Origin of the sequence: Corynebacterium sp. MSK035 (assembly GCF_030232615.1) — a bacterium.
Lineage (GTDB): Bacteria > Actinomycetota > Actinomycetes > Mycobacteriales > Mycobacteriaceae > Corynebacterium > Corynebacterium jeikeium_D.
On sequence record NZ_JASPJP010000009.1, the window covers coordinates 1 to 23405 of the forward strand.

Here is a 23405-nt window from a genome sequence, read left to right on the forward strand (position 1 = left end):
AACCTCGGCATCCAAAAAGGCTGGATCAAATAACCGCAACACGCCCGGAAAAGACACACTTTTCTTTACTTAACCCGAAAGTTCTCGCGGTGATTTCACTGTGCCAGATGATGGATTCGAACCAACGAAGGCAATGCCGACGGATTTACAATCCGCTCCCTTTGGCCGCTCGGGCAATCTGGCGTGCACTCTTAAACGGTGCGAATGGAATGCTACCCACTACTCTGTCATTTACACAAATCGGCAGGTCGAGAGGATATTTCCCTACCTGGATTCACCCCTCAGCAGAACTCAACCCAGAGCAGAGCTCACCTCAGAGCAGTGCTCGCCCCTAGGCCCATCTCGCTGATGGAGCTCAATCCACTACCCCACGCGCTCCACGGTGTAGCGAGCAACGTGACGCAGGGCCTCCTTGGCCGCACAGTCAGGAAGGTCAGCGATGACGCGGTCGGACTCATCCAGCAGTTCATTGACCTTCTCCATCGCGCGAGCCACACCGTTGGTCTGAGCCAGGAGCTCGAGGGCCTCGTCGACAAGCGCGTCGTCGGAGACTGGGCCGACGAGAATCTCGCGGAGGCGGTCAGCGGCTGGGGTGTCCTCCTGCAGCGCGTAGAGAACCGGCAGCGTGAAGACGCCCTCGCGCAAGTCAGTGCCCGGAGTCTTGCCGGACTGATCGGTATTGGAGGAGATGTCGATAATGTCGTCGACAATCTGGAAAACGATACCGATTAGTTCGCCATAGCGGCGCAGCGCGTTGGAAATCTCGGCGGACGCACCGGCGTGATAGGCGCCGAGATAACCGGCCGATGCGATGAGCACACCGGTCTTTTCGGCAATGACCTTCAGGTAGCGCTCGATGCGCTCTTCAATCGGCAGGTCCAAGTCGTTGAGGCACTCTCGCATCTGACCTGTGACAAGAACACCGAAGGTCTCAGCGAAGTGAGCCACGCTCTCGGAGCCGAGCTCTGCCAGCAGGCGGGACGCAGCAGCGAAGAGGTAGTCACCGGCCAGAATGGCGACGGTGTTGTCCCAGCGCGAGTTTGCGGAGGGCACGCCGCGGCGCTTATCCGCTTCATCCATGACGTCGTCGTGGTAGAGCGTCGCCAGGTGCGTCAGCTCCAGCACCGTCGCGGCGGTGATGACCTTATCGCTCTCCGGGTTCTCCCCGAACTGCGCGGCCAGCATGGTAAACATCGGGCGGAAGCGCTTACCACCAGCGTGAGCTAGGTGGGAAACCCGTTCGACTAGGAAGTCCTCGCCGCGCCCCAGCTCGGTAATCAGGAGGTCCTCGCTCTTGCGCATTCCCTCGGTGATTGTTGCTTCCAGCGCCTCATCAACGAAGTGAGAACTAGTGGCGGTGTGCTCACCAGTGCCCTGAGCACTTCCGGAACTAAGCCCGGAGTAGTCTCCAGTACGCATTCGAGACCTGCCTAACTGACGATAAAAGATAAGAAACTGCTAAATAAACTACCTTACGAGCATAGTGGCTAGCAGACCAGTTCCCATATTTGTTTCAACGTCGTTATACGCTGGGGCAATGACCTCAAGCCCGATTTCGCGAGTTTCCCCCACGTTCGACGGCACCGTCGCGCTACCCAGCAGCACTGACGTGCTCATTGTTGGCGCTGGCCCCACCGGCTCTGCAGCCGCAATTCACGCCGCCCGCGCCGGTTTTTCGGTCACTGTGGTCGACTCCCAGCGCTTCCCGCGCGACAAAACTTGTGGCGACGGGCTCACTCCTCGTGCCATCGCTGAGCTACGTCGTCTAGGGCTTGACGACGAGCTCCTGCGCCGCAACCGCAACCGCGGACTCAAGCTACACGGTTTCGGCGGCTCCATCACCGCACCTTGGCCAGATGATGCCTCGGGCACTTTCCCCGCTGTCGGATCCGCGATGCCGCGAGTTGAGCTCGACACTTTCTTGCTCAATGCCGCCGCTGATGCCGGTGCGCAGGTCTTTGATGGAGTCGCAGCGCGGAAGGTGGTTCTCGGAGCGCTGAACACTGGCGGCACGCGGGGTCATGGCGTGCGCGAGGTGGAGCTTTCCGACCGCGAGGGCAAGCCACACACCATCTCGGCCCGCTGGTTGCTCGTGGCCGATGGGGTCCGCAGTACCGTCGGCAAGCAGCTGGGGCGTGCGTGGCATCGAGACAGCGTCTTTGGCGTGGCCGCACGGTCGTATGTCAGCTTCGACAGCGCAGACGTAGCGGATGACTGGATTCACTCGCACCTGGAACTGCGCGACTCCGAAGGGCATACGCACCCAGGCTATGGCTGGATTTTCCCGCTGGGAGAAGGCCGGGCGAATGTGGGGTGTGGGGCGCTGGCGACATCGGCACGCCCGGCGCGCACGAACGTGAAGAAGTTGCTGCGTGAGTACCACGGACAGGTGCGCGATCAGTGGCAGATGAGCGAGCCGGAGCACGTGACGTCGGCGCTGCTGCCGATGGGCGGTGCCGTGTCGAATGTGGCGGGGCCGAACTGGGCGTTGCTCGGTGATGCTGCGTGCTTGGTCAACCCGCTCAACGGTGAGGGCATTGACTACGGCATGGAGTCGGCGCGGCTAGCGGTGGAGCTGATTAGTTCGATTGGTGCGGGCCGCGATGGGCTGACGCACTCCTGGCCCGCCCTACTTCGCGACCACTACGGCACCGGCTTCTCGCTGGCTCGCAAGTTGGCGCTGACGCTGACGTACCCGAGCTTCCTTCCCACGGTCGGCCCGCTGACCATCGGCGCCCCGTGGGGAAGCCAGCTCATGGGTGTTGCCGCACGCCTGATGGGAAACCTGGTCACGGAACACGACCGCGACGTAGTGGCGCGACTCTGGCGCGCTTCGGGGAGGACAGCGCTGGCCTCCGATAAGTGGTTCGGGCGCCAGCCCTGGCAGTAGGAATCGCTTTACGACGGCCCCTGCGACCCAGCCCGACTGAGAGCTAGCGAGCTACTGCACGGGCTTGGTTGCCGAGTGCAGCGCTGCGATACCGAAGGTGAGATTCTGCCAACCGGCATCCTCCCAGCCAGAGGCATTGATGTCGCGGGCAAGCTGCGGCTGGTTTGGCCAGGCGCGAATCGACTCCGCCAAGTACACATAGGCCTCCGGGTTCGAGGAGACAACCTTGGCAATCTGCGGCAGTGCCCGCATCAGGTATTCCTTGTAGAAGGTGCTGAACACCGGCACCACAGGGGTGGAGAACTCACAGACTGTTAGCTGGCCTCCGGGCTTGGCCACGCGGGCTAGTTCGGCGAGGCCCGCCTTGTAGTCCACGATGTTGCGCAGACCGAAGCTGATGGTCACCGCGTCGAAGGTGTTGTCCGGGAATGGCAGCTTCATGCCGTCACCGCAAACCTTGGGAACATCGCGGTGTGCACCGGCCTTGAGCATGCCTCGGGAGAAATCACAGGCAACGACGTATGCGCCAGACTTTGCCAACTCCACCGAGGAAACAGCCGTACCGGCGGCCAGGTCGAGGACCTTCTGGCCGGGCTGCAGGTTCAGGCGCTTTGCCGTGCGCACGCGCCAGTAGTGGTCAATGCCACCGGTGAGCACGGTATTAGTGATGTCGTAATTCTTCCCCACGCCGTCGAACATCGAGGCGACTTCGCTGGGATTTTTCGTTAAATCAGCCCTAGACACGATGTCCAGATTACGCGACCGACTTCTGACGCGTAGCAGCACCTGCACGGGAGGCATCAATCGCATCTGCTGCGACCTTGCTTGACGTCTCGGCCGCGGAAACCCCAGAAACCTCCTCGTAGTGGCGAACCAGGTCTGCACACAGTGCTTCCCAGGTGCGTTCGGTCACGGTGTCGCGGCAGCGGTTGCGCAGCTGCTTGCGTGCCAGCTCATCGTCGACGAGCAGTAGCTTGTCGACCGCCTCAGACAGATCGCGGGTGAAAGTCTTGGGTTCCAGCAGGTAGCCGTTGACGTCGTTGGTAATCAGGTCGCGCGGGCCGCCTGCGTTCGGAGCGATGGCCGGCACACCGGAGGCGTGGGCTTCCTGTACCGCCTGGCAGAAGGTTTCAAAGTCACCAGTGTGGACGAACACGTCCAGACTGGCGAATGCCGCTGCCAACTTATCGCCGGTGAGCTGTCCGGTAAAGACGGCATTCGGCATCTGCTTCTGCAGCTTCTGCAGCTCCGGGCCATTGCCGACAATGACCACCTGGATATCATCGCGGCCGTTCAGCGCTGCCAGCCGCTCCACAGACTTCTCCGCCGCGAGCCTGCCGACATAACCAACAATCGGCTTGCCCTCCGGGCTCCACTGCTTCCTGAGCTCTTCACTACGCTTTGTCGGAGTAAAGCGAACCGCATCAACACCGCGGCCCCAGCGGTAGACATCACGAATCTTGTGATCCTGCAGGTCCTCAATAGTCGGCGAGGACGGCGCCAGCGTTCGGGCGCAGGAGTTGTGAATCACGCGCGTCCACAACCACGCGGCCGTGGAGAGCCCCGCCAACTTGTAGTTCTTGGCAAAACCCGCAACGTCCGTCTGATAGATGGCCACAGCCGGGATGCCCAGTGCCTTGGCAGTCAGCGCGCCCGCACCACCGAGCACAAATGGCGAAGCCAAGTGGACAACATCCGGCTTAAACTGCGTCAGCGCCGACGCTACCCGACGGTTCGGCACACCAATCGGTAGCGAATCAATCAACGGCACCATCACAGTGGGCACACGCTCAATGCGGTAGTCGCAGTAGAACTCTGCCTCTTCCTGCCAGTCCCGAGCACCCGGCGCAATCACCAGCGCCTCGTGTCCTTCACGGCGTAAGTGTTCCAACACCCGCAGCACGGAGTTTGTCACTCCATTGATGTTGGGCAAGAAGCTTTCAGCAATGATGGCAACGCGCATGGTGCTAGTTTTCCATCTCGTCGGAAAGCGAAAGTGACCCTCTGTTTACCTTTTGGGGATCTCTTTGTAAACGACGGGTTGCGCGCAACGACGACCACCACAACGGCGCGACGACGAGAAATGTAACCACAGCGATACTGGTCGCCGGGAGAAGTGACAGCGTCCATGTGCGCCCGGCGACGCGGACGACATTGGGATCAGTGCGGTCGTATTCGACGCGGACGCGCTGCCCCTCTTCCAGACCAACGGGATAGAGCAAACCGGTTGGTGGCGACTGAAAATCGCCATTCTCGTCGACGAAATCAACCGTGGTGCGAAGGAGCTCGACCGAGCGCACATTGGCTACGGACTGCCCCATGTTCGACTCGATATTGCGGTCATTAATGAAGCAGCCAACCACCATGGCCAGACACGACAGCAACAGGCAAATCATCACAAAGAGCAGTACCTGACGAAGGAAGCGCGGCCAATTGGCCAGGGCAGTTTTCCACTGCATGGCGGTCGCGACCTCCTATTTTTCTGTCCCTGATTGTTTCCAGCTCTGATTGGATGCTGCCGGCCGGCTAGTGCTTGTCCAGCACCCCAATCTCCGCATTGTATGCCAGCTTGTGGTGCAACTGCCGACGCGTCGCACGTGTGGTCGCCACCTCGATGACGCGGATGCCGTCGACATCGGTATCCGGGTGCAGCTGCGCGAGCAGATCTGGGAGGCGGTCGACACGCACGTGCTCGACTCCGTAAGCCTGGCAGATGCCCTCAAAGTCCACGTCCTGCGGCGTGCCGAAGATGCGCTCAAAGCTTCCCCGCAGAGCCGGGCTGCCCGCCTCCAGCGTCTCGAAAATACCGCCACCGGCATCATTGGCCACCACGATGGTGAGGTTTTCCGGCCTCGGCTCCAGCGGCCCAATTGCCAACGCTGCGGAGTCGTGCTGGAACGTCAGGTCACCCATAAGTGCAATCGTCCGCGGCGGGCGAATCTCGTCGGCATGCTCACGGTCGGACGCCAGCGCAATACCGATTGCCGTCGCCACCGTGCCGTCGATGCCCGCGGCACCTCGTCCCGCATACGTGTTCACACCCGGGAAAGGCAGGCCCGTGTACGACGCATCGCGCACCGGGTTCGACGCGCCCAGCACCACGTTGTCACCCGTGCGCAGGCTATCCGTCAGCGCCGCCGCCACATGAAATCCGGTCAGCGGTTCCTCCGCTTCAATCGACTCGGTAAGCGTCTCTCGCACGGACTTCACCGCCAATTCGCTGGCAGCCTCACAGATTTTCGTCCACTGCGGGTCCTGCTCCCCCACAGTCTGCACATGCCTAACGACGGCCCTTGCGTTCGCCGTCACATCCGGGAACTCCACCCCAAAACCGTGGTTTTCCGCTTCGGAGACAACGGTCAGCTCGATATCCGGATTGGCCAGCAGCTTAGAGATACCTCGGTGCAGCGTCGGCCTGCCGACTAACACAATCTGCTCCGGCAGAATCTGCGCAAAAGTACCCGCCGCGAGCGGGTGAACCGGGTGCGCCGGCGCATATGCATTCGGCTCAGCGATGGTTGGCAGATCCTCCAGTTCTGGCAGGTGCGAGGCATTCGAACCCGCAATCACGAGTGTGCGGCGGCTGATGTCAATTGTGGCTGTGCTAGCCGAGTTGGCCGGGCCGGTTGCGGTGGCCGAGTTGGCTGCGATGGCGGCCGCGCCGACGTTGTTGCTGTTGGTAGGCGCAATCGTGGTCCAGGGGCCGCCGTCGGCGCGGCCCTCGGGGATGTCGGCGACGGAGTCGTCGTCAGGCACGAGCGGTTCGACAAAACGGACGTTAAGGTGGCCGGCGCCGGATGCCATGGCGGCGACAACGCGATCGATGCGGGCGCGGATCTGCGCGGCGGTGGCCTTCGTGACCGGGGCGGTGCCGTCCAGATCGAACTCGACAACGGAGGCATCAGCGAACAGGCGATCCTGGACGATGGTCTGGTTCGCGCCAGTGCCTCGATAATGCGCGGGGCGGTCGGCGGTCAGTGCCAGCAGCGGAATGCCCGACGCGGTGGCTTCCACCATGGCGGGCACGAGGTTCGCCACTGCTGTGCCGGACGTTGTAATTACCGGGGTCACCTTGCGGGTGCGCGAGGCCAGGCCGAGGGCGAGGAAGGCGGCGGAGCGTTCATCGATACGTACGTGGAGGCGAACCTTCGCCGCGTCGGCGGCCTGGACCAGAGCGCGGGCGAGCGGGGCGGACCGGGAACCCGGGCACACCACGGCATCGACCATGCCGAGACGCAGCAGCTCATCGACGATGAGGCCCGCTACCACTGCGGATGGGGCTTGTGTGGACTGGGCGGCGTGAGTGGTTTCGACCGCGCCGGTGTCCGGGTCTTGAGAGGTGTCCTGGTTATTGTTCACACTCAATAGGCTACTTGCCGGGAGTTACTGACTAGGTTTATGTCAGTTTGGAAGCCGTTTTTCGGGCTCAAAGTGTCATAAACCTAGTCACTTTCTTGGCGTTATAGATGGGCATACGCCGCGCGGAGGCGGTCGAACCACCAATCGCGGCGGGGGCCCGGCGCGGCGAGCTCGGCCAGGCGGGAAGGGTCGGGCGCGGGGTTGGTGACGGGCAGTCGGCCATCGATAAGTGGCCGGGGCTCGATGACGTCCTCGATAAACAGCGAGGACGTGGCCAACCCCGCCGCATTCGGCTCCGGCTGCAGCTCGGTAGCAGGCAGGGCCGCCACCGTGAACAAACCGGCGGCCATACCAACGCCGGTATCCAAGGCGCTGGCGACGGTCACCTTCATCGTCAGCTCCTCGGCCAACCGAAGCAAACGGCGTGGCCCACCAAGCGGCGCAACCTTCATTACGCCCACGTCAGCAGCCTGCTCGCGCGCAACCAAATACGGATCCTCGGCCTTGCGAATCGACTCATCGGCAGCAACCGGGCAAAACTCCCCCACTGCGTCGCGGACCTCGCGCAGCTCGGCGACAGTCGCAACGGGCTGCTCCATGTACTCCAGCGGCCCCAACTCATGAGCGGCGCGGATGGCCTGCTCCACCGACCAGCCACGATTCGCATCCACCCGCACCACAGGTTCATAGCCATAGGCTTCCGCCACCGCGGTGCGGACGGCGGCTACGCGCTCGATGTCGTCGTTAAGCGATTGGCCGCTCTCTGCGACCTTGACCTTAAACGTGCGGCACCCGGGGTAGCGCGCCACGACCTCCGGCACCTGGTCGGGTGTGACGGCGGGGATGGTGGCGTTGACCTCGACAAACTCGCGCTTCGGGATGGGCAGGCCGACGTATGCGCATTCGATGGCCGAGCGCAGCCACGCGGCGGCCTCGGACGCCTCGTATTCCAGGAAGGGAGCGAACTCGCCCCAGGTGACGGGGCCGTCGATGAGGAGTGCCTCGCGGGTGGTGACGCCACGGAATTTCACTGCCATGGGCAGCGCGACGACGTGGGCGCGGTCGAGGATGTCGTCGATTGGCGGAAGCTGGATGTTGGGCGCAGCGGACACAGACATACCCCTCATGCTAGAGACCTTTATGCTGGAAGCCATGACTGATACCGCGAAGTACTCGACCGATAACCCCTTCCGCCCCGAGCAGTGGAAGACGGTTGATGGTTTTGAGGATTTGACCGACATCACCTACCACCGCCACGTCGGCGAGGGCCGCGAGAACGGCATTGTGCGTATTGCGTTTGATCGCCCGGAGGTTCGTAACGCGTTCCGTCCGCACACTGTCGACGAGCTCTACCGCGCGCTCGACCACGCGCGCCGCACCCCGGATGTCGGCGTAGTGCTGCTGACCGGTAACGGCCCGAGCACCAAGGACGGTTGCTGGGCATTCTGTTCGGGTGGTGACCAGCGCATTCGCGGTCGTTCCGGCTACCAGTACGCAACGTCCCACGAGCATGACGACGCTACCGCGGACGCATCCACCATCGATACCGCGCGCGCCAAGGTCGAGGGAGGTCGCCTGCACATCCTGGAGGTGCAGCGCCTAATTCGCACTATGCCGAAGGTTGTCATTGCCGTGGTCAATGGCTGGGCCGCAGGTGGCGGACACTCCCTGCACGTGGTGTGTGACCTGACGCTGGCATCGCGCCAGGAGGCCCGCTTTAAGCAGACCGACGCTGACGTGGGATCTTTCGATGCCGGCTACGGCTCGGCTTACCTGGCGAAGCAGGTTGGTCAGAAGTTTGCCCGCGAGATTTTCTTCCTCGGCCGCTCCTACGACGCTGAGACCATGCACCGCATGGGCGCCGTCAACGAGGTCGCCGACCACGCTGAGTTGGAAGATGTCGCGGTCGAGTGGGGTCGCATGATTAACGGTAAGTCCCCGACGGCGCAGCGCATGCTGAAGTTCGCCTTCAACCTGACCGATGACGGCCTGATGGGTCAGCAGGTCTTCGCGGGTGAGGCTACTCGCCTGGCGTACATGACCGACGAGGCCGTCGAGGGCAAGGAAGCGTTCCTGGAAAAGCGCGACCCGAACTGGGACGAGTTCCCGTTCTATTACTAGGCCTGTTGGGACACTGCTAGGGCTGGCTTAGCGGCGTGAGCCCCCAGCCCTACTGCACCCCAGCCCTACTGAACCTTCGTAACCTCAAAGCGCTGCTCCGGGTGGACATAGGCCTCCTGCGCGCGAATGAGCTCCAGTTCGCCAGAGCCGGACTCGTGCGTGACCTTCAGTAGCTCAAAGATACTGGCCGCGGTGTTGCCCAGCGCGACCGAAAGGTCACCGTAAATACCGCGACCACGCAGCAGGTTGCCTGCAAACAGCGCAGCCGCGACATCGCCGGAACCGTTGCGCTTCAGCGGCAGGTACGGTGTCGCCACCAGCCATGCGCCCGAGCCGTTGACGGCGAGCATCTCAATCTCGCCCTCCTTGCGCTCCGGACGCAGCACGCTGGTGACCAACACGGCCTCCGGGCCCATCTCACGGGCAGCATGGGCTGCCGCAATGGTGGACTCCAGGTCGTTGACCTCGCGGCCCGTCAGGTATCCCAGCTCAAACTGGTTCGGCGTAATCACGTCTGCCACCGGCACAACCTTGTCGCGCAGCAGCGGCGGAATGTCATCCGAGACGTGGCAGCCGCTCTTGGCATTTCCCATCACCGGGTCACACGAGTAAATGGCCTTCGGGTTGCGCTGCTTGGCCATCGCCACGGCCTCGATGATGACATCCGCAATATCGCTACCGCCCTGGTAACCGGAGATAATCGCGTCGACGTCGTCAAGCTTGCCCAGCTCATCGATACCCTTGATGACCTCGCGCACATCCATGGCCGGAATCATCGGGCCGCGCCACTGGCCGTAGCCGGTGTGGTTGGAGAAATCGACGGTGTGGACCGGCCACACTTCAAAACCTGCGCGCTGCAGCGGGAAGACCGCAGCGGAGTTGCCCACGTGGCCATAGCTCACATGCGACTGGATGGACAGAATCGAGGGCACGCGGTTGAACTCCGCGACAGTTTCAGCTGCCTTTTCAGTAGGGGCCTGGTTTTCGCTCATACCATCTATATTGCAACGGATGCGCGAAAATCCCATATTCCCTAGTAGGCGCTGGGGCGACGTCGGCTGGCTTTGAGCTCGGAGCGGCGCTGCTTCTGTGCTTTACGACGGGCAATCGAGGCCCGACTCGGTCGAGTCCGCCGGCGCCTCGGAGGCGGTGGCTGCACAGCTTCTCGGATGAGTTCCGCTAAGCGCCGCCTGGCTTCCGCGCGGTTGCGTACCTGGGAGCGCTGCGTGGTAACGGACACGGTCAGTGTGGTGCCGTCGAGGCGGTGGCTGAGGTTCTGGAGAGCGCGGCGGCGGTGGACGTCGGAAAGCACGCTGAGCTCGGCGATATCCACCGATAGCTGCACCTTGGAGTCGGTGGTGTTAACGCCCTGACCGCCCGGCCCTCCGGAGCGCGCGAAGCGTTCGGTGAGCTCCGCCGCGGGGATGACGAGGCCCTTTGGGATGCCGGGACCTGGTGGGATGTTCAGGGGTTTCATGGTGGCCAGTGTAGAGGGCGCGTTTGTAATCAGGGCGCGTTTCCTCTAATCCGCGGTTAAACAACAAATACTCACCTAAGCTGGCAAATAACATTTATCCACTTATAAAAACAGCAAGAAAAGGCAGGATTGAGACACCATGGCCACTTCTGATTCCCCGTCCATTTTCATCTCCGGCGGCGCGCAGGGCATTGGCCGCGCGGTGGCCGAGAAGTTCCTGGCTGCAGGCTGGACCGTCGGCGTCTACGACATCAATGAGGATGCCCTGGCGAAGCTCAAGGCTGAGCGCCCGGAGGTAATCGTCGGCAAGCTGGACGTGACGGACTTTAAGCAGTGGGAGGACGCGCTTGCGGACTTCACCTCCCACACCGGCGGCAAGCTGACGGTGCTGGACAATAACGCGGGCATCATCGGCGATGGCGATATCACTGACCAGTCACCGGAGATTATCCGCGCGCAGGTGGACATCAACTGCACCGGCCTGACACTGGGCGCGAAGGCGGCGCACCCGTACCTGAAGCGCACTAAGGGGTCTCACCTGGTCAACATGGGTTCGGCTTCGGGCATTTACGGCCAGCCGCACATCGCGCCGTACTCCGCGTCGAAGTTCTACGTCTCTGGTCTGACGCAGGCTCTGGATCTGGAGTGGCGCAAGGACAAGATCCGCGTCGTCGCAATCATGCCGCTGTGGGCGAAGACCAAGCTGGCGGACGTTTCCGCCGGTTCCACCCGTCGTCTTGGCGTGCGCATTACGCCGAACCAAGTCGCTGATGCTGTGTGGAAGGCAACGCACCCGCAGAACTTCATTGAGCGCCAGCGTCACTTCTACTCGGTGTCGGCGGCAGACTTTATCCTGCGCTACCTGGGCAAGATTGGTCCGCAGTTCCTTTCCCGCCCGGTTAACGCAATCATCGCGGGTTAAGAGGCAAACTAGACCTATGCTCTTCGATCAACTCCCGCGCGACGATGCCCGCATCACGCCGGGAGTTGTTCATTTGCCGGGATGGCTTCCCCTGGACCGGCAGGCGGGCATCATCACGCAACTCCGCGACATCGCCCGCGACGTTGCCGGCACTCCCCTGGCCATGACTCGCCCGCAGCTCAAAAGTGGTCAGATGCAGGTCTTTATGCTGCATCTCGGCCGCATGTGGGCCACCAATCCCTACCGCTACGTCACGCACGCAGGCGGCGTTCGCGTCCCGCCCGTGCCTGACAACCTGCTACAGCTCGCTACCGAAGCACTCGGCGCTGCCGCGCTTTACGACGAATCCCTCAGCCAGTGGCCCACCACTTTTCGGCCCGACATGGCGTTGGTCAACTACTACCCGCCCGGGGCCACCATGGGGATGCACCAGGATCGAAACGAAAACTACCCTGCCCCGATTGTGTCACTCTCTATCGGCGATGAGGCTCTGTTCCGCATTGGCGGGACTGAAAACCGCAACAAACCCTGGGATGACGTGACTCTCGCCAGCGGGGATGTGATTGTGTTTGGTGGTCCGAAGCGGCTTGCGTTTCATGGTGTGCCCAAGACTCGTCCGGGCACGCTGCCGGAAGGGTGCGGGCTTAAAGAGGGCCGCATCAACATCACATTCCGGCAAGTGGAAAACTCACACTAAACCGCGCAAGCCACCGACCGCTAGCCTAGACACATGCAGCGCACCGCTTCCTCCATGCACGCACAGCCTGCCACCGCGCAGACCCCTGCCCCACTCGACTGGCGCAGCCGGGTACGTTTCTTTGTCGGCTCGTTCCCAACTGCCGATCTCGCTATTGCGACTGCTTTCCTGCTGTGCTGCTGGTTGAGCATGACGCCGCTACTTACTTATGGCCCGAGCTTTACTTATGTCACCAATGTGATTCTGTCCGCGATGATTGCCGGGGCCGCAGCGTTTCGTCGTAAAGCAGTGCGTGCATCGTTTGTGGTTACGTACAGTGCCCTAGCGGGTCTCGCCTTGCTGGTGTGGCTATCCCCAGTGAACCTTGGGCTAGACCCCATTATTGTTGCTGCCCCACTATCTCTATGGGCTGTGACCAGGTGGGAACCGAATCGCACCTGGGGCATCGTTGGGCTGTTTTTAGGGTTGATTGGCAGCTTCCTCAACCCGGCAGTTCCTGCCTTCGGCTTTACCCCGGAACGACTATTGGTCTTCGGACTACCGGCGGTGCTTATCACGGCGAGCGCGTACGCAGTGCCACTATGGCTGCGCATCAACGCCGAGGAACATGCCGCGGAGTTGGAGAACGTCGTGGCGCTCAACAAGCTGGAGTTGTCCAGGGAGCTTCACGACGTCGTGGGGCACGGACTCACCTCTATTAAGGTTCAGGCCCAAACCGCTCTGTACCTGGCGGAGATGGATGGCTCACGAGCGGAATCCGCTGCTGAAAAGACCACGCTGGAAGGTATTGCCCAGACCGCAGACCAATCGTTGCGGGATGTGCATGCGCTTGTCGATGCGCTACGTGATGGCGGCGAGATTAGCGCTGACCCGAATGAGATTCCGCGTCTGGTTGCGGCAGTTTGTCCGCCGGGTCGCGATGTTTCGGTGACTCTGCCGGAGTCTTATGGAGACCTGGCGGATTGGCCACTCGCGAAGCGTTTGACTTTGGTGCGGGCAGTGACGGAGTTGGCCGCGAATATGGCCAAGCACTCATCGGGCGCTGGTCAGCTGGCACTGGTAATCGATCCACCTGCCGATGCTGATGACAGCCCGGCGCGGGTTCATTTGGTGACTGCAAACCGGGCTGAGAGCGAAACTTTGGAACCCAGGAAGCGAGCTGGCGCTGGCCTGATTGGTCTGGAAGAACGCGTGGCTCAGCTCGGTGGCGAGATGACTTATGGTGAAAGCGACGGCATGTTCCGCGTCAGTATTCGGCTGTAAGCGGTTCGACCGAAGCAGGGCTGACTGTCAATCCTGTTGAGAAAGACGAGCAATGGATGTAATTCGAGTATTAGTGGCTGAAGATCAGGCTTTGATTCGGCAGTCTTTCGCGCAGCTTATTGATGCCCACCCGCAGATGAAAGTCATTGGTGCCGTGGGCGACGGCGCCGAGGCTGTGCGTCGTGCCTCCGGAGCCGATGTGGTCGTCATGGACATTCGAATGCCCGTGATGGACGGTATCGAGGCCACACGACAGATTGTGCAAGGCGTGCCGTCCGGAGGTGCGGCTCGCGCTTCCACTCCAAAAGTCTTGGTACTGACCACTTTCCGCGAAGAAGACCTGGTGCTCGGCGCTTTAGAAGCTGGGGCCGCAGGCTTTTTGCTCAAAGACTCCAATCCCCGTGAGCTGCTTTCGGCCATCATGCGTATCCACCGTGGTGAAGGAGTCATCGATCCGAAGGTGACGCCGATGGTGTTGCGGCATGTTTCACCGCGCGCACCGCACTCAGGACAGCCAGCGAGAGCGTTCTCGACACATGGCGCTGACTCAGACCCCACTCACACAGGAACCCAATTCACACCCCGCGAACAGGAGATTTTGAACCTCGTCTGCCAAGGGCTTTCCAATGACGAAATTGCTCGCAGGTTGGTTGTCGCCACGACGACAGTGAAAACCCATGTGAAATCCCTGTTGACCAAGACAGGCTCACGCAGTCGCGTGGATCTTGTCATTTGGGCTGCGAAAAACGGGCTGCTGTAGCTTCTCCTCGCTGGTACCGTCATCCTCGCTATCGCCTCCTCCCTAGGGAGGATATTTCCGCCACCTCATCCTCAGGGAGGGCGCGAACCGTGCCAAACACTCCTATTACTTAAGGCATGAACGCACCAACCCCCACCTCAGGCCCTTCCGCAGACGCCGCCGCTCCCCTCCTCCAGCTGCGCGGCATCACTGTCTCCTACGGCAAGAACGAACCTGTCCTGAACGGCCTCGATATGAACGTCCGCGCCGGCGAGGTCTACGGGCTATTGGGACTCAACGGCGCAGGTAAATCCACGTTGATGAGCACGGTGCTTGGGCTAATTCCCTACTCCGGTGAAATCAGCATCGCGGGACACCCGTGGTCCGTTGTCGACCTGGACCGCATCGGCGCCTCCATCAATGGCCCGGCGTTCTACCCACAGCTCTCAGCCACCGACAATCTCAAAGTGCACGCACATCTGACCGGCACGGACAAGAGCCGTATCGCCGAAGTCCTCGACTTGGTCGGGCTTCATGCTGGTAACAAGCGTGGCCGCGCTTTCTCAACGGGCATGAAGGTTCGTCTTTCCCTGGCGATGGCGCTGCTCACCGACCCCGACATTGTGCTTCTCGACGAGCCCACCAACGGCCTCGACCCCGAAGCTATCGTGGGCCTGCGCACCTTGTTGCGAAATCTTGCCGCTAGTGGCAAGGCCGTCGTGGTGTCCTCCCATCAACTCGGAGAGGTCGAGAAGAGCGTTGACCACCTTGGCGTCCTTGCTGGTGGCCGACTGGTCTACGAAGGCCCGCTGGCTGACTTTGCGGCTGCTGGTCAATCCCTCGAGCAAGCTTTCTTCACCGCAGTAGGTGTTGCCCGATGAGCACTCAACCGCACACGCGCACTCTTAACACGCGCACCGTTCCTGCCCGCCGCTACTTCCGCGCCGAGCTACTGCGGGCAAAGTGGTCACTCACCATGTTTCTTCCCATCATCATGGTGGCAATCGCTCTGGTCAGCATGGTCTTTTCTAGAGGCGTTGACGCCACCGCCATGGCGAGCGCCCACATCTACTCGCTTATCCTGCTTCCTCCCCTGGCTGCTATTACGTCCGTCATCGGCCAAAACCGTGAAGAAAAACTCCGCCAAGGCGGCCTAATCTGGCGCAATATCTCGGGCACTCGAGTGCTCCTTGCCCGCGCAGCCACTGTCATTGCCTCCGCGGCCCTCGGTCACGCATTGATGGCTGCACTCCTTGCCCGGAGCGTGAGCACCGCATTGCAATTCACGCTCTTTAGCACGTTGTCATTCTTCGTCTTCTGGACATTCGGCCTTGCCCTATGGCGCCTTGTGCCACGCGCAGCTCTCTTCCTCGCTCCGCTCGCTTCCATCGCTTGGGCCATCGCAGGAACACTGGACGCCATGAGCCCAAACTGGAAAGTTCTCCCGTGGACCTGGGCAATCCGCCCAACGTTACCTATCCACGGAGTGCAGGCTAATTCCATCTCGGCTCCCGCCGACAGCGAGATCTGGAACATCGCCATCCTGCCGCCCGCGTTGCTGCATTTACTCCTCGGGCTAGGTCTATTTGCCATCGCATTGCTTGCGCACGGAAAATCTCTCAGCTTGCCGACGGGCCGGGAACGCAGCACTTCGTCGTTAAGCCATGGCATGAGCGCGACCCTTCCCTGGCGCACCTGGTGGAGTCTCGCAGCGCTGATGCTTGCCGGACTTGCGGTCGTGCGTGTGGTGTGGAACCCGGAGTATGCGCTGGGGCTGCTGAGTTTCGTCTGCGTGCCGACGGCCGCAACCGTGGTGGCCATCATGACATGGACTTCGCAAGCCGATGCCTGGCCAGCACTGATGTATCGGCGTGCGCGACACAGCATCACGCTCCGACTGTTTGCCTTGGATATGGCGTTTCTCCTGCCGGTGCTGGTGGTTGCGGTGGTGATCAGTGGTGCAGGCGGCGAGACCAATAGCCAGACGGGCATTAACCCCTGGCCGTACCAGGCGGTAATCGCGTCTCTTGTGGCCGCGATGATTGTGGCCGTGACCGGCTTAATTGCGCGTCGAAGTGTGGCGGCCGCAATCTTTGTCTCGGTCGCGCTCGGCGGTTGGGCGGTGATGGTTGGCGGTGATGTCCTCAGCGCCTCACCGTTGTGGTGGACCTCGGAATGGGGATGGACTTGGGTAGTCCGTGATTACCCCGATCGGTGGCCAGTGATGGTTCTCGTGTCCGCCATTGTGATGGCGGCGTTCGTGGCTTGGGCTCGGGCGACATCATTGAAAGCGATCCGATCCCAAGACTGACGGCGGCGCTACGAGCAGCCCACCTACTCCTCGATCGCCTCGCGGACCTCTTCGACACTGAGGTTGGAGTCTTCAATCTCCTCGCGGGCCTCCTTGTTCCGGCCACGGCGGACCAGGCGGAAGATGCGCTTGCGGCGGGAAGTCTCTTCACTGATGCGCTCGCGGCCGCGCAACCAGGCAACAAGCATGACAGTAATGAGCAGCAGACCGATGTAGCCCAGGATTGGGTAGACCCAACCGATTAGGTTCTGGAAGCCCATGAAGCTCAAGGCGAAACCGAGCAAGACCAGCGCGACGTAGACAATCTTGAATTTTTCCGGGTGATTTGCGGTGACGCGACGCCCCAGTGCGTAGAACATGCCAAGTGCCGTGTTGAAGATCATGCCAAGGATTACCACGGCCATGGCCTGGCCCAGCCACGGGTGCAGTCGATTAATGACGGTGAGCATTGGCACGGCATCGGTGGCGACAGTACCAACAGTGTGGAACAGCGTGATGGTGGTAATCAGCAGCATCGCGGAGTAAATCAAACCACCGGTAAACCCACCGGCTCCAGCGGCGCGGGGATTGAACAGGCTACCGCCAATAACAATCGCCATGGAAACCGCAACCATCAGGTTAAAACCAACATAGTTCACTGCGGCGACAACCCAGTTCGGCAGGGTAGTCGGGACTTCCGCAACGGCAGCTGCCTGCTCCGCGGCCGGGGTGGCATCGGTGAACGCCAGCGTATAAACACTGGCCAGCAGGATAAAGCCGACGATAAACGGCGTGATGGAACCGATCACTGTGGTCACTCGGTCAACATCGAGGAAACCGGCTGCAATGGTCACCAACACCATGATTACGGCACCGATCCACACAGGGATGCCCCACTGCTGCTCCATGTTGGCACCGGCACCGGCGAACATGACGAACCCGGTGGCGAAGAGCGTGATAATCACGCCAATGTCCAGTACTCGCGAGAAGATGGGGTGCGATACGCGTCGGAAAACTTCGCCGTGCTCGCTGGCCTGAAAATAGCTTCCCAGCTGCAAAATGATCATCGCCATCAGGCTCATGATTACCGCTGAGAGAACGGCACCCCAGACACCATTGATGCCAAAGGCGACGAAGTATTGCATGATTTCCTGACCCGTCGCAAAGCCCGCGCCGACGACCACGCCGACGAAGGCAAATGCAACGCGCAGTACTTGCTTCACCACAAGGGTTCACTCCTATTCGACTATCGGATTAATATAACCACCTTACTTTTCTCAGTGAGTTTTACTAATCGCAATTAAGCGTTCTACGAAGTTTCGCCTTTAAATTCCGCAGGCCACGCCGGTCGAATGCACTGGGCAGTAGCCGTTCGGATTCTTAAACAAGTACTGCTGATGCTCATCCTCAGCCCGGTAGTACTCCCCTGCCGGGGTCTCCGCGAGTGGCTTAATCTCCGTGGTGATGGGACCCAGGCCAGCGTCGGCAAGCTTCGGCGCGTACGCATCGGCGATCTCCTGCGCCCGGCGCGCCTGCTCGGGCGTCTTCGTGTAAATCGCGGAACGGTATTGCGTGCCGACGTCATTGCCCTGGCGGTAGCCCTGCGTGGGATCGTGGGCCTCGAAGGCCTTAGCAATCAGCTGGTCGAAGCTAATCTGCTCCGGGTCGTAGACGACCTCCACAATCTCGGTGTGGTTGGTCCGCCCAGTGCAGGACTCGCGGTAGGTGGGATTCGGCGTCACGCCACCGGCGAACCCGACCGATGTGCTGAGCACGCCCGGTGTTTTCCAAAACAGCTTCTCAGCACCCCAGTAACAGCCGATACCGATGTAGACGACCTCCTGGCCATCCTCCCATGGACCGGTGATCGGCGTGCCGAGCACCGCATGCGGCTTAGGATCTTCCAATACCGGGTGCGAGCCGCCCTTGAGCGCCTCATCTTCCGGCACCAGCTCCGCTGACCTACCAAAAATCCAACCCATCTTCGACGCCTTTCTATCTATGACTGTCTTTGGTCTGCGCAACGCGCCCGAGGCCACGATTGTTCCGACCTCGCCACCAGAAACTACGGCACAACACGGGCTATGGTTTGGGTTGTGCGTACGCTCAGCCTGCTTTCCGTCAATCCCCACAACCCGACCGCCATCCTGCCCGACCTCCGCGCCGCGCTGGACGGTGAGGTCTCTCTTCTTCCCGTTCCGCTTCACGACGGCACGCGCGCCTCAATCTTGCGGAACTCGCAACGCGCAGGTGAGCCGATTGATGAGTCCATCGCGCTTGTTGTCGGCACTTCCGGTTCCACCGGCACACCGAAGGGTGCACAGCTGACGGTGGATAACTTGGTCTCCTCTGCTACCGCTACACATCAGTGGCTCGGCGGTGAAGGGCAGTGGCTGCTGGCGATGCCGGCCTACCATATCGCTGGCCTGCAGGTTCTCATTCGTTCGCTGCTCGCGGGCACGGATCCGGTGTGTGTGGATGTGACCGACGGTTTTGATGTGGCCGCATTCGCCGACGGCGCCGAGGCTCTCACAGGCGCTGGCGCCGGCGACCGTGCCTACACCTCGCTGGCTCCGATGCAGCTGGCGAAGGCCATGGAAGAACCCTTTGGTGCTGCTGCCCTGCGCCTCTTTGACGCCGTCCTTGTCGGCGGCGCGGCCTTGAACCCGCAGGTGGCAGCGCGCGCGGAGGAACTCGGCATCAATATCGTGACCACCTATGGTTCCTCCGAGACAGCCGGCGGCTGCGTCTATGACGGACAGCCCATCGAAGGTGCACAGGTCGCCATCGAAAATGGTCGCGTTTGGCTGGGCGGACCGATGATTGCACACGGTTACCGCAACGCGCCCAGTCACGAGGCTTTCCATAAACCAGGTTGGTTCGCCACCTCCGATGCGGGCGAGATCCACGATGGCCGACTAGTCATTACGGGACGCCTGGACACCATCATCGACTCCGGCGGGTTGAAGCTGCACCCCGAAGTCCTCGAACGTGAACTGCTCGCCATCGATGGAGTTACGGGAGCCTGCGTGGTCGGTGTGCCACACCCAAGGCTCGGCCACGCTATCGTCGCAGCGTATGAAGGCATCGCTGAGCTCGGCGATGTCATGGACGGGCTCGGCGATGCTGAAGACGCCGGGCGAATCAATCACTGGATGATTCCGAAGGACCTGCGTCGCGTGGAGGTCCTGCCACTGATTGGTCCGGGCAAGGTCGACCGGAAGAAAGTCGCGGCGCTCTTTTAGCTCATTCAGACACGCATTAGTTCAAGGCATTTGGTGTCACGTCCTATTATTAATTCATGTCTGAAGCACCAAAGAGTCCTGCAACGGCGTCGTTAAGCGATTGGCTGGAAGGCGCGCGCCCCCATACCTGGGCGAATGCGTTTGCGCCGGTCATCGTCGGTGTCGGAGCGGCATCGACGCACGCGCCGATTATCTGGGGACGTGCGGTGCTCGCGCTGGTTGTCGCGTGGGCGTTGATTGTGGGCGTGAACTTCGCCAACGACTACTCCGATGGCATCCGCGGCACTGACGATGACCGCTCGGGCCCGCTGCGCCTGACGGGTTCTGGTCTGGTCGAGCCGAAGGTTGTGAAGTACGCGGCGTTCGGTTCCTTTGGTGTCGCCGGTCTTGCCGGTGTGGCGCTGTCCCTGATGAGCGCGTGGTGGCTCATTCTGGTCGGTGCACTGTGCATCGCGGCTGCGTGGTTCTACACCGGCGGTAAAAATCCCTACGGTTATCGCGGACTTGGCGAGGTCTCGGTCTTCGTCTTTTTCGGTCTCGTCGCGGTGCTCGGCACGGAATTCACCCAGACGGGCTCGCTGTCTTGGGTCGGCCTGGCCTGCGCAATTGGTATTGGTTCGGTGTCTTCTGCCGTGAACCTGGCGAACAACTTGCGCGACATCCCCACCGACGCCGCTACCGGCAAGATCACCTTGGCAGTTCGCCTGGGCGACTTCCGCACCCGCATCGTCTGGCAGATTCTCTCCCTCATGCCCGCGCTGGCCAGCAGCTTTATCGCTTTCTGGCGCCCATGGGCGCTGGTGGGTCTGCTCATCGTGCCGCTGTGGGTGAAGGCCTCCGAGCCAATTCGCATGCATAAGAAGGGCAAGGAGCTCATCCCGGTACTGGGGCTTACCGGCAAGATGATGCTTGCCTGGTCCGTCATTACGGCACTCGCACTCGCGCTCAGCTAGGGGGTACCGATGGACTTCCGCACACTGACGCACAAGGCGCTTGACGACGTCCAGGAGGCCGCAACCCGAGTTGGCGACACAGCAGCCAAGGCTCCAGCTTTCGCCCGCAGCGCTGCTCTGCGTTTGACCAAATCGGGACGCCGCCGACTGGCGCTGGAGCACGGTGCGCTGCATTCGCAGACCCGTGAACCGGGACTCACCGATCTCACGTCAACCGGCGTGGTGCATATCAAGACCGCACCGGTCACGGCCGAGATTGCGGCCAAGGACGACGAGCGGAAGGCCAGCGACAAGCCGGATGCTGTCACCACCGATATTCCGGTGCACTGGTACGAGGTTGAACCTAGCGAACCCGCCAAAGAACCCGTGACCATCGTCTTCGTCCACGGCTTCACCCTGGCTGGTGAGTCCTGGTACCGGCAGTTCAACGCGCTGCGCAAGTCGCACCCGGAAGCACGCCTGTTGACTATGGATCTGCGCGGCCACGGCCAGACCGGAGCGGTTCCGGCTTCACTCTGCACGGTCGAAGGGGCTGCGGCCGATGCGCTGGCCGTGATCGCCGAGCGTGCCGCGACCGGAAAACTCATCGTGGTTGGGCATTCGCTAGGCGGTTTGATTGCACTGCACATGGTGCGGGCTGCCGAGGAAAGCATTCGCCGTCGGATAGCAGGCGTAGTGTTGATTTCCACGTCTATCGACAAGCTGGCCGCCCAGGGTGTGCCGCAGATTCTGGCGTCCCCGGTGGCGGATGCGGCGCGCAATGCAATTGAGTCCTCGCCGAAGGAGATTCGCAAGTTCCGCGAGGCAATCGCGTCACTGATGGCGCCGTCGTTGGCGGTGGCGGTGTTCGCCCGGCGCACGGACTACGAGATCATCGAGTTCCACGCGGCCATGATTAATGAAACACCGCTGGAAACTTTCGTGGGATATCTCGACGACCTGCAGGATCACGACGAGTTCGCAGCCGGGCCTTACTTGGAGGGCTTGCCAGGAGCGGTACTGGTGGGCACGAAGGACGATGTCACTCCGCGCAAGCAAGCAGACCTAATTATGGAAAAGTGGCCGGACGCCGAACTGGTTGAAGTCGACGGGGCCGGCCACATGTTGCCGCTGGAGGCGCCTGAAGCGGTGAACCGGGCAATCGAGCGACTACTGGATCAGGTGCATAGCTAAGAGAATCTCTGGGGATGAGCATTGGCATTACATCGGTTGACCATTCCAGGAATAAGGAAAATATCTAGCAGCCACCAGATACCAGCGCCGCCCATAGTAATCAATTGAAGAAGACCCCCGACGTTATCGCCGAGATAAATCCGATGTGCGCCGAAAATCCCCAGGAAGAGCCACAAGAAATACGCTACGCCAATGTCCTTCGAGGCTTTAGGGGAAGGCTTTAACGCACTAGACAGCGTTGGCCTTGTTTCGAGCATTTTCTGAGCAGACATCATCGCGGCAGAATATGGGTTGTTCGCCGTCGCTTCGTAGGACGGCTCCTCGGAGGCATCTTCATCGTCGAAGTTATCTACTTCAAATGGGTCGGAGTTGTTCTCACCTGTCCACGCATCCGGAATTGCCAATAGCTGATTACCATTGACAAGTTTGGGGATATCTACCGACTCGGGCGCATAAAGGAAAGATGGAGCGACCTCATCCGCACGTGCTGCACATACAGTCATCGCTGCAGCCACTGCGGAACCACGGAGCATCGCACGAGCCGTGGGCTGCAAATTGAGCTTCTCAACCTGTTCAATAAGAGGTAACAGCCGGAAGACTTGTGATTGCGGCAATTCGCCTACCTCATCAAACCCAACGTGGACCGAGATTGCTGCCTGCCCTTCAGCTGCAGAATTTTTGCTATGCAAAGTTACCAAAACCTGGTTTTCACCGGATTCCGAAATCAATGGCTGCAACACATTTATTTGATTATTATCAATTAGCACAGGAATTGGCTCCCCCCACGGCAACAACGCCATGGGCAGTACAGGCGGGTCATTAACGGGGACAAGTGTTCCTGGCACTCCTAGTGCAATGATGAGGGTGAACTCAGCAAAAATCGAGTACAAATCCCCGTCTGGAATGAGCCGAGCCATTGTCGTCGGTCGTAGCCCAGTTGCAGCGATACGCGCCAGCTCATCCCAGTACTTTTCGGACTCATCCTCCGGAAGGTAGCCCAAAACCTCATCTTCAAAGCGAATCGAAATTGCCTGTCGAGAGCGGTGAAATGGATTATCTGGCTCCAACACCAGCTCTACAGGGAATTCGTAACTCCCATTTTCGTCTGCGGTACGGCTTGCACTTGCGCGCTGAGCAGACCGAAGATATTCGTCACAACCTACTGCTTCGATGTTGAACCACAATTTTCGCGGAGAAACATCATATGTCGCATGATGCATTTTGCCGACACCCTTCATAATTTTTAAACAAAATCAAGAGTGGATATTAGCAACAT

Annotated in this window: 22 protein-coding genes and 1 tRNA gene; 11 read left to right on the top strand and 12 right to left on the bottom strand. The window is 60.8% G+C overall.

Annotated elements, in window-relative coordinates:
• Positions 1-101: 101 nt before the first annotated feature.
• Both QP978_RS06875 and QP978_RS06880 read right to left on the bottom strand, forming a co-directional pair.
• A tRNA-Tyr gene (locus tag QP978_RS06875) sits at positions 102-183 on the bottom strand.
• 180 nt (positions 184-363) lie between these two features.
• Positions 364-1419 (bottom strand): polyprenyl synthetase family protein, encoded by a 1056-nt coding sequence (locus QP978_RS06880; protein ID WP_049172333.1) that lies wholly within the window; start codon positions 1417-1419, stop codon positions 364-366.
• Positions 1420-1537: 118 nt separating this feature from the next.
• On the opposite strand from QP978_RS06880, the gene QP978_RS06885 reads away from it, so the two are divergent.
• Positions 1538-2890: a geranylgeranyl reductase family protein gene (locus QP978_RS06885; protein ID WP_168163113.1), complete on the top strand. Its 1353-nt coding sequence runs from the start codon at positions 1538-1540 to the stop codon at positions 2888-2890.
• Between the two features lie 51 nt (positions 2891-2941).
• Here QP978_RS06885 and QP978_RS06890 read toward each other — a convergent pair whose 3' ends face one another.
• From QP978_RS06890 to QP978_RS06910, 5 genes are all read right to left on the bottom strand, one after another.
• Positions 2942-3634, bottom strand: coding sequence for a demethylmenaquinone methyltransferase (locus QP978_RS06890; RefSeq protein ID WP_049172335.1), 693 nt, complete (start codon positions 3632-3634; stop codon positions 2942-2944).
• Positions 3635-3644: 10 nt separating this feature from the next.
• Positions 3645-4853, bottom strand: coding sequence for a glycosyltransferase family 4 protein (locus QP978_RS06895; protein WP_049190593.1), 1209 nt, complete (start codon positions 4851-4853; stop codon positions 3645-3647).
• A 4-nt stretch (positions 4854-4857) separates the two neighbouring features.
• Complete coding sequence (locus tag QP978_RS06900; RefSeq protein ID WP_049172339.1) at positions 4858-5349, bottom strand: DUF3592 domain-containing protein; 492 nt, start codon at positions 5347-5349, stop codon at positions 4858-4860.
• A gap of 67 nt (positions 5350-5416) precedes the next feature.
• Positions 5417-7249 carry a 2-succinyl-5-enolpyruvyl-6-hydroxy-3-cyclohexene-1-carboxylic-acid synthase gene (gene menD / locus QP978_RS06905; RefSeq protein ID WP_049172342.1) on the bottom strand — a complete coding sequence of 611 codons (1833 nt, stop codon included), beginning with the start codon at positions 7247-7249 and terminating at the stop codon, positions 5417-5419.
• A gap of 101 nt (positions 7250-7350) precedes the next feature.
• The gene (locus QP978_RS06910) at positions 7351-8376 is read right to left on the bottom strand and encodes an o-succinylbenzoate synthase (RefSeq protein ID WP_284857004.1); all 1026 of its coding nucleotides are present in this window, start codon (positions 8374-8376) and stop codon (positions 7351-7353) included.
• Positions 8377-8389: 13 nt separating this feature from the next.
• On the opposite strand from QP978_RS06910, the gene QP978_RS06915 reads away from it, so the two are divergent.
• A complete protein-coding gene (locus tag QP978_RS06915) occupies positions 8390-9370 on the top strand; it encodes a 1,4-dihydroxy-2-naphthoyl-CoA synthase (RefSeq protein ID WP_502870678.1) in 981 nt (326 codons plus the stop codon).
• Positions 9371-9435: 65 nt separating this feature from the next.
• Here the strand turns inward: QP978_RS06915 and pdxY are convergent, their stop codons facing one another.
• Both pdxY and arfB read right to left on the bottom strand, forming a co-directional pair.
• The gene (pdxY, locus tag QP978_RS06920; RefSeq protein WP_284857006.1) at positions 9436-10362 is read right to left on the bottom strand and encodes a pyridoxal kinase PdxY; all 927 of its coding nucleotides are present in this window, start codon (positions 10360-10362) and stop codon (positions 9436-9438) included.
• A 41-nt stretch (positions 10363-10403) separates the two neighbouring features.
• Entirely contained in the window at positions 10404-10847 is a 444-nt protein-coding gene (gene arfB, locus QP978_RS06925; RefSeq protein ID WP_070429282.1) for an alternative ribosome rescue aminoacyl-tRNA hydrolase ArfB, read from the bottom strand.
• A 139-nt stretch (positions 10848-10986) separates the two neighbouring features.
• On the opposite strand from arfB, the gene QP978_RS06930 reads away from it, so the two are divergent.
• From QP978_RS06930 to QP978_RS06955, 6 genes are all read left to right on the top strand, one after another.
• Positions 10987-11769, top strand: a complete 783-nt coding sequence (locus QP978_RS06930; protein ID WP_070546372.1) for an SDR family oxidoreductase — start codon at positions 10987-10989, stop codon at positions 11767-11769.
• Positions 11770-11785: 16 nt separating this feature from the next.
• Positions 11786-12466 carry an alpha-ketoglutarate-dependent dioxygenase AlkB family protein gene (locus QP978_RS06935; RefSeq protein WP_070546371.1) on the top strand — a complete coding sequence of 227 codons (681 nt, stop codon included), beginning with the start codon at positions 11786-11788 and terminating at the stop codon, positions 12464-12466.
• Positions 12467-12499: 33 nt separating this feature from the next.
• Positions 12500-13729 (top strand): sensor histidine kinase, encoded by a 1230-nt coding sequence (locus QP978_RS06940; protein ID WP_049192988.1) that lies wholly within the window; start codon positions 12500-12502, stop codon positions 13727-13729.
• Between the two features lie 52 nt (positions 13730-13781).
• On the top strand, positions 13782-14489 hold the full coding sequence (locus QP978_RS06945; RefSeq protein ID WP_070546369.1) for a response regulator: 708 nt from the start codon (positions 13782-13784) through the stop codon (positions 14487-14489).
• A gap of 116 nt (positions 14490-14605) precedes the next feature.
• The gene (locus QP978_RS06950) at positions 14606-15349 is read left to right on the top strand and encodes an ABC transporter ATP-binding protein (protein ID WP_049172353.1); all 744 of its coding nucleotides are present in this window, start codon (positions 14606-14608) and stop codon (positions 15347-15349) included.
• Complete coding sequence (locus QP978_RS06955; protein WP_126107859.1) at positions 15346-16779, top strand: ABC-2 family transporter permease; 1434 nt, start codon at positions 15346-15348, stop codon at positions 16777-16779. The genes QP978_RS06950 and QP978_RS06955 overlap by 4 nt, the downstream gene beginning before the upstream one ends.
• Positions 16780-16802: 23 nt before the next feature.
• On the opposite strand, the gene QP978_RS06960 is transcribed toward QP978_RS06955, so the two are convergent.
• Together QP978_RS06960 and msrA are read right to left on the bottom strand one after the other, a co-directional pair.
• Positions 16803-17984 (bottom strand): YkvI family membrane protein, encoded by a 1182-nt coding sequence (locus QP978_RS06960; RefSeq protein ID WP_016422008.1) that lies wholly within the window; start codon positions 17982-17984, stop codon positions 16803-16805.
• A 99-nt stretch (positions 17985-18083) separates the two neighbouring features.
• Positions 18084-18740 (bottom strand): peptide-methionine (S)-S-oxide reductase MsrA, encoded by a 657-nt coding sequence (gene msrA, locus QP978_RS06965; RefSeq protein ID WP_284857007.1) that lies wholly within the window; start codon positions 18738-18740, stop codon positions 18084-18086.
• Between the two features lie 102 nt (positions 18741-18842).
• Between msrA and menE the strand changes: the two genes are divergently transcribed.
• From menE to QP978_RS06980, 3 genes are read left to right on the top strand one after another with little or no spacing between them, the layout of a single operon-like run.
• Entirely contained in the window at positions 18843-20003 is a 1161-nt protein-coding gene (gene menE / locus QP978_RS06970; protein ID WP_224433400.1) for an o-succinylbenzoate--CoA ligase, read from the top strand.
• 56 nt (positions 20004-20059) lie between these two features.
• A complete protein-coding gene (locus tag QP978_RS06975) occupies positions 20060-20956 on the top strand; it encodes a 1,4-dihydroxy-2-naphthoate polyprenyltransferase (protein ID WP_016422005.1) in 897 nt (298 codons plus the stop codon).
• Positions 20957-20965: 9 nt separating this feature from the next.
• Positions 20966-22129, top strand: coding sequence for an alpha/beta fold hydrolase (locus QP978_RS06980; RefSeq protein WP_083276326.1), 1164 nt, complete (start codon positions 20966-20968; stop codon positions 22127-22129).
• Here the strand turns inward: QP978_RS06980 and QP978_RS06985 are convergent.
• Positions 22126-23367: a TM2 domain-containing protein gene (locus QP978_RS06985; RefSeq protein ID WP_070429276.1), complete on the bottom strand. Its 1242-nt coding sequence runs from the start codon at positions 23365-23367 to the stop codon at positions 22126-22128. The genes QP978_RS06980 and QP978_RS06985 overlap by 4 nt on opposite strands.
• Positions 23368-23405: the final 38 nt, after the last annotated feature.

Coding starts and splice junctions, on each gene's coding strand:
- QP978_RS06885 (WP_168163113.1), top strand. CDS start 1,538: ATGACCTCAAGCCCGATTTCGCGAGTTTCCCCCACGTTCGACGGCACC.
- QP978_RS06975 (WP_016422005.1), top strand. CDS start 20,060: ATGTCTGAAGCACCAAAGAGTCCTGCAACGGCGTCGTTAAGCGATTGG.
- QP978_RS06910 (WP_284857004.1), bottom strand. CDS start 8,376: ATGAGGGGTATGTCTGTGTCCGCTGCGCCCAACATCCAGCTTCCGCCA.
- QP978_RS06940 (WP_049192988.1), top strand. CDS start 12,500: ATGCAGCGCACCGCTTCCTCCATGCACGCACAGCCTGCCACCGCGCAG.
- msrA (WP_284857007.1), bottom strand. CDS start 18,740: ATGGGTTGGATTTTTGGTAGGTCAGCGGAGCTGGTGCCGGAAGATGAG.
- QP978_RS06980 (WP_083276326.1), top strand. CDS start 20,966: ATGGACTTCCGCACACTGACGCACAAGGCGCTTGACGACGTCCAGGAG.
- QP978_RS06915 (WP_502870678.1), top strand. CDS start 8,390: ATGCTGGAAGCCATGACTGATACCGCGAAGTACTCGACCGATAACCCC.
- QP978_RS06935 (WP_070546371.1), top strand. CDS start 11,786: ATGCTCTTCGATCAACTCCCGCGCGACGATGCCCGCATCACGCCGGGA.
- QP978_RS06880 (WP_049172333.1), bottom strand. CDS start 1,419: ATGCGTACTGGAGACTACTCCGGGCTTAGTTCCGGAAGTGCTCAGGGC.
- QP978_RS06985 (WP_070429276.1), bottom strand. CDS start 23,367: ATGAAGGGTGTCGGCAAAATGCATCATGCGACATATGATGTTTCTCCG.
- QP978_RS06945 (WP_070546369.1), top strand. CDS start 13,782: ATGGATGTAATTCGAGTATTAGTGGCTGAAGATCAGGCTTTGATTCGG.
- arfB (WP_070429282.1), bottom strand. CDS start 10,847: ATGAAACCCCTGAACATCCCACCAGGTCCCGGCATCCCAAAGGGCCTC.
- pdxY (WP_284857006.1), bottom strand. CDS start 10,362: ATGAGCGAAAACCAGGCCCCTACTGAAAAGGCAGCTGAAACTGTCGCG.
- QP978_RS06950 (WP_049172353.1), top strand. CDS start 14,606: ATGAACGCACCAACCCCCACCTCAGGCCCTTCCGCAGACGCCGCCGCT.
- menE (WP_224433400.1), top strand. CDS start 18,843: ATGGTTTGGGTTGTGCGTACGCTCAGCCTGCTTTCCGTCAATCCCCAC.
- QP978_RS06895 (WP_049190593.1), bottom strand. CDS start 4,853: ATGCGCGTTGCCATCATTGCTGAAAGCTTCTTGCCCAACATCAATGGA.
- QP978_RS06900 (WP_049172339.1), bottom strand. CDS start 5,349: ATGCAGTGGAAAACTGCCCTGGCCAATTGGCCGCGCTTCCTTCGTCAG.
- QP978_RS06930 (WP_070546372.1), top strand. CDS start 10,987: ATGGCCACTTCTGATTCCCCGTCCATTTTCATCTCCGGCGGCGCGCAG.
- QP978_RS06955 (WP_126107859.1), top strand. CDS start 15,346: ATGAGCACTCAACCGCACACGCGCACTCTTAACACGCGCACCGTTCCT.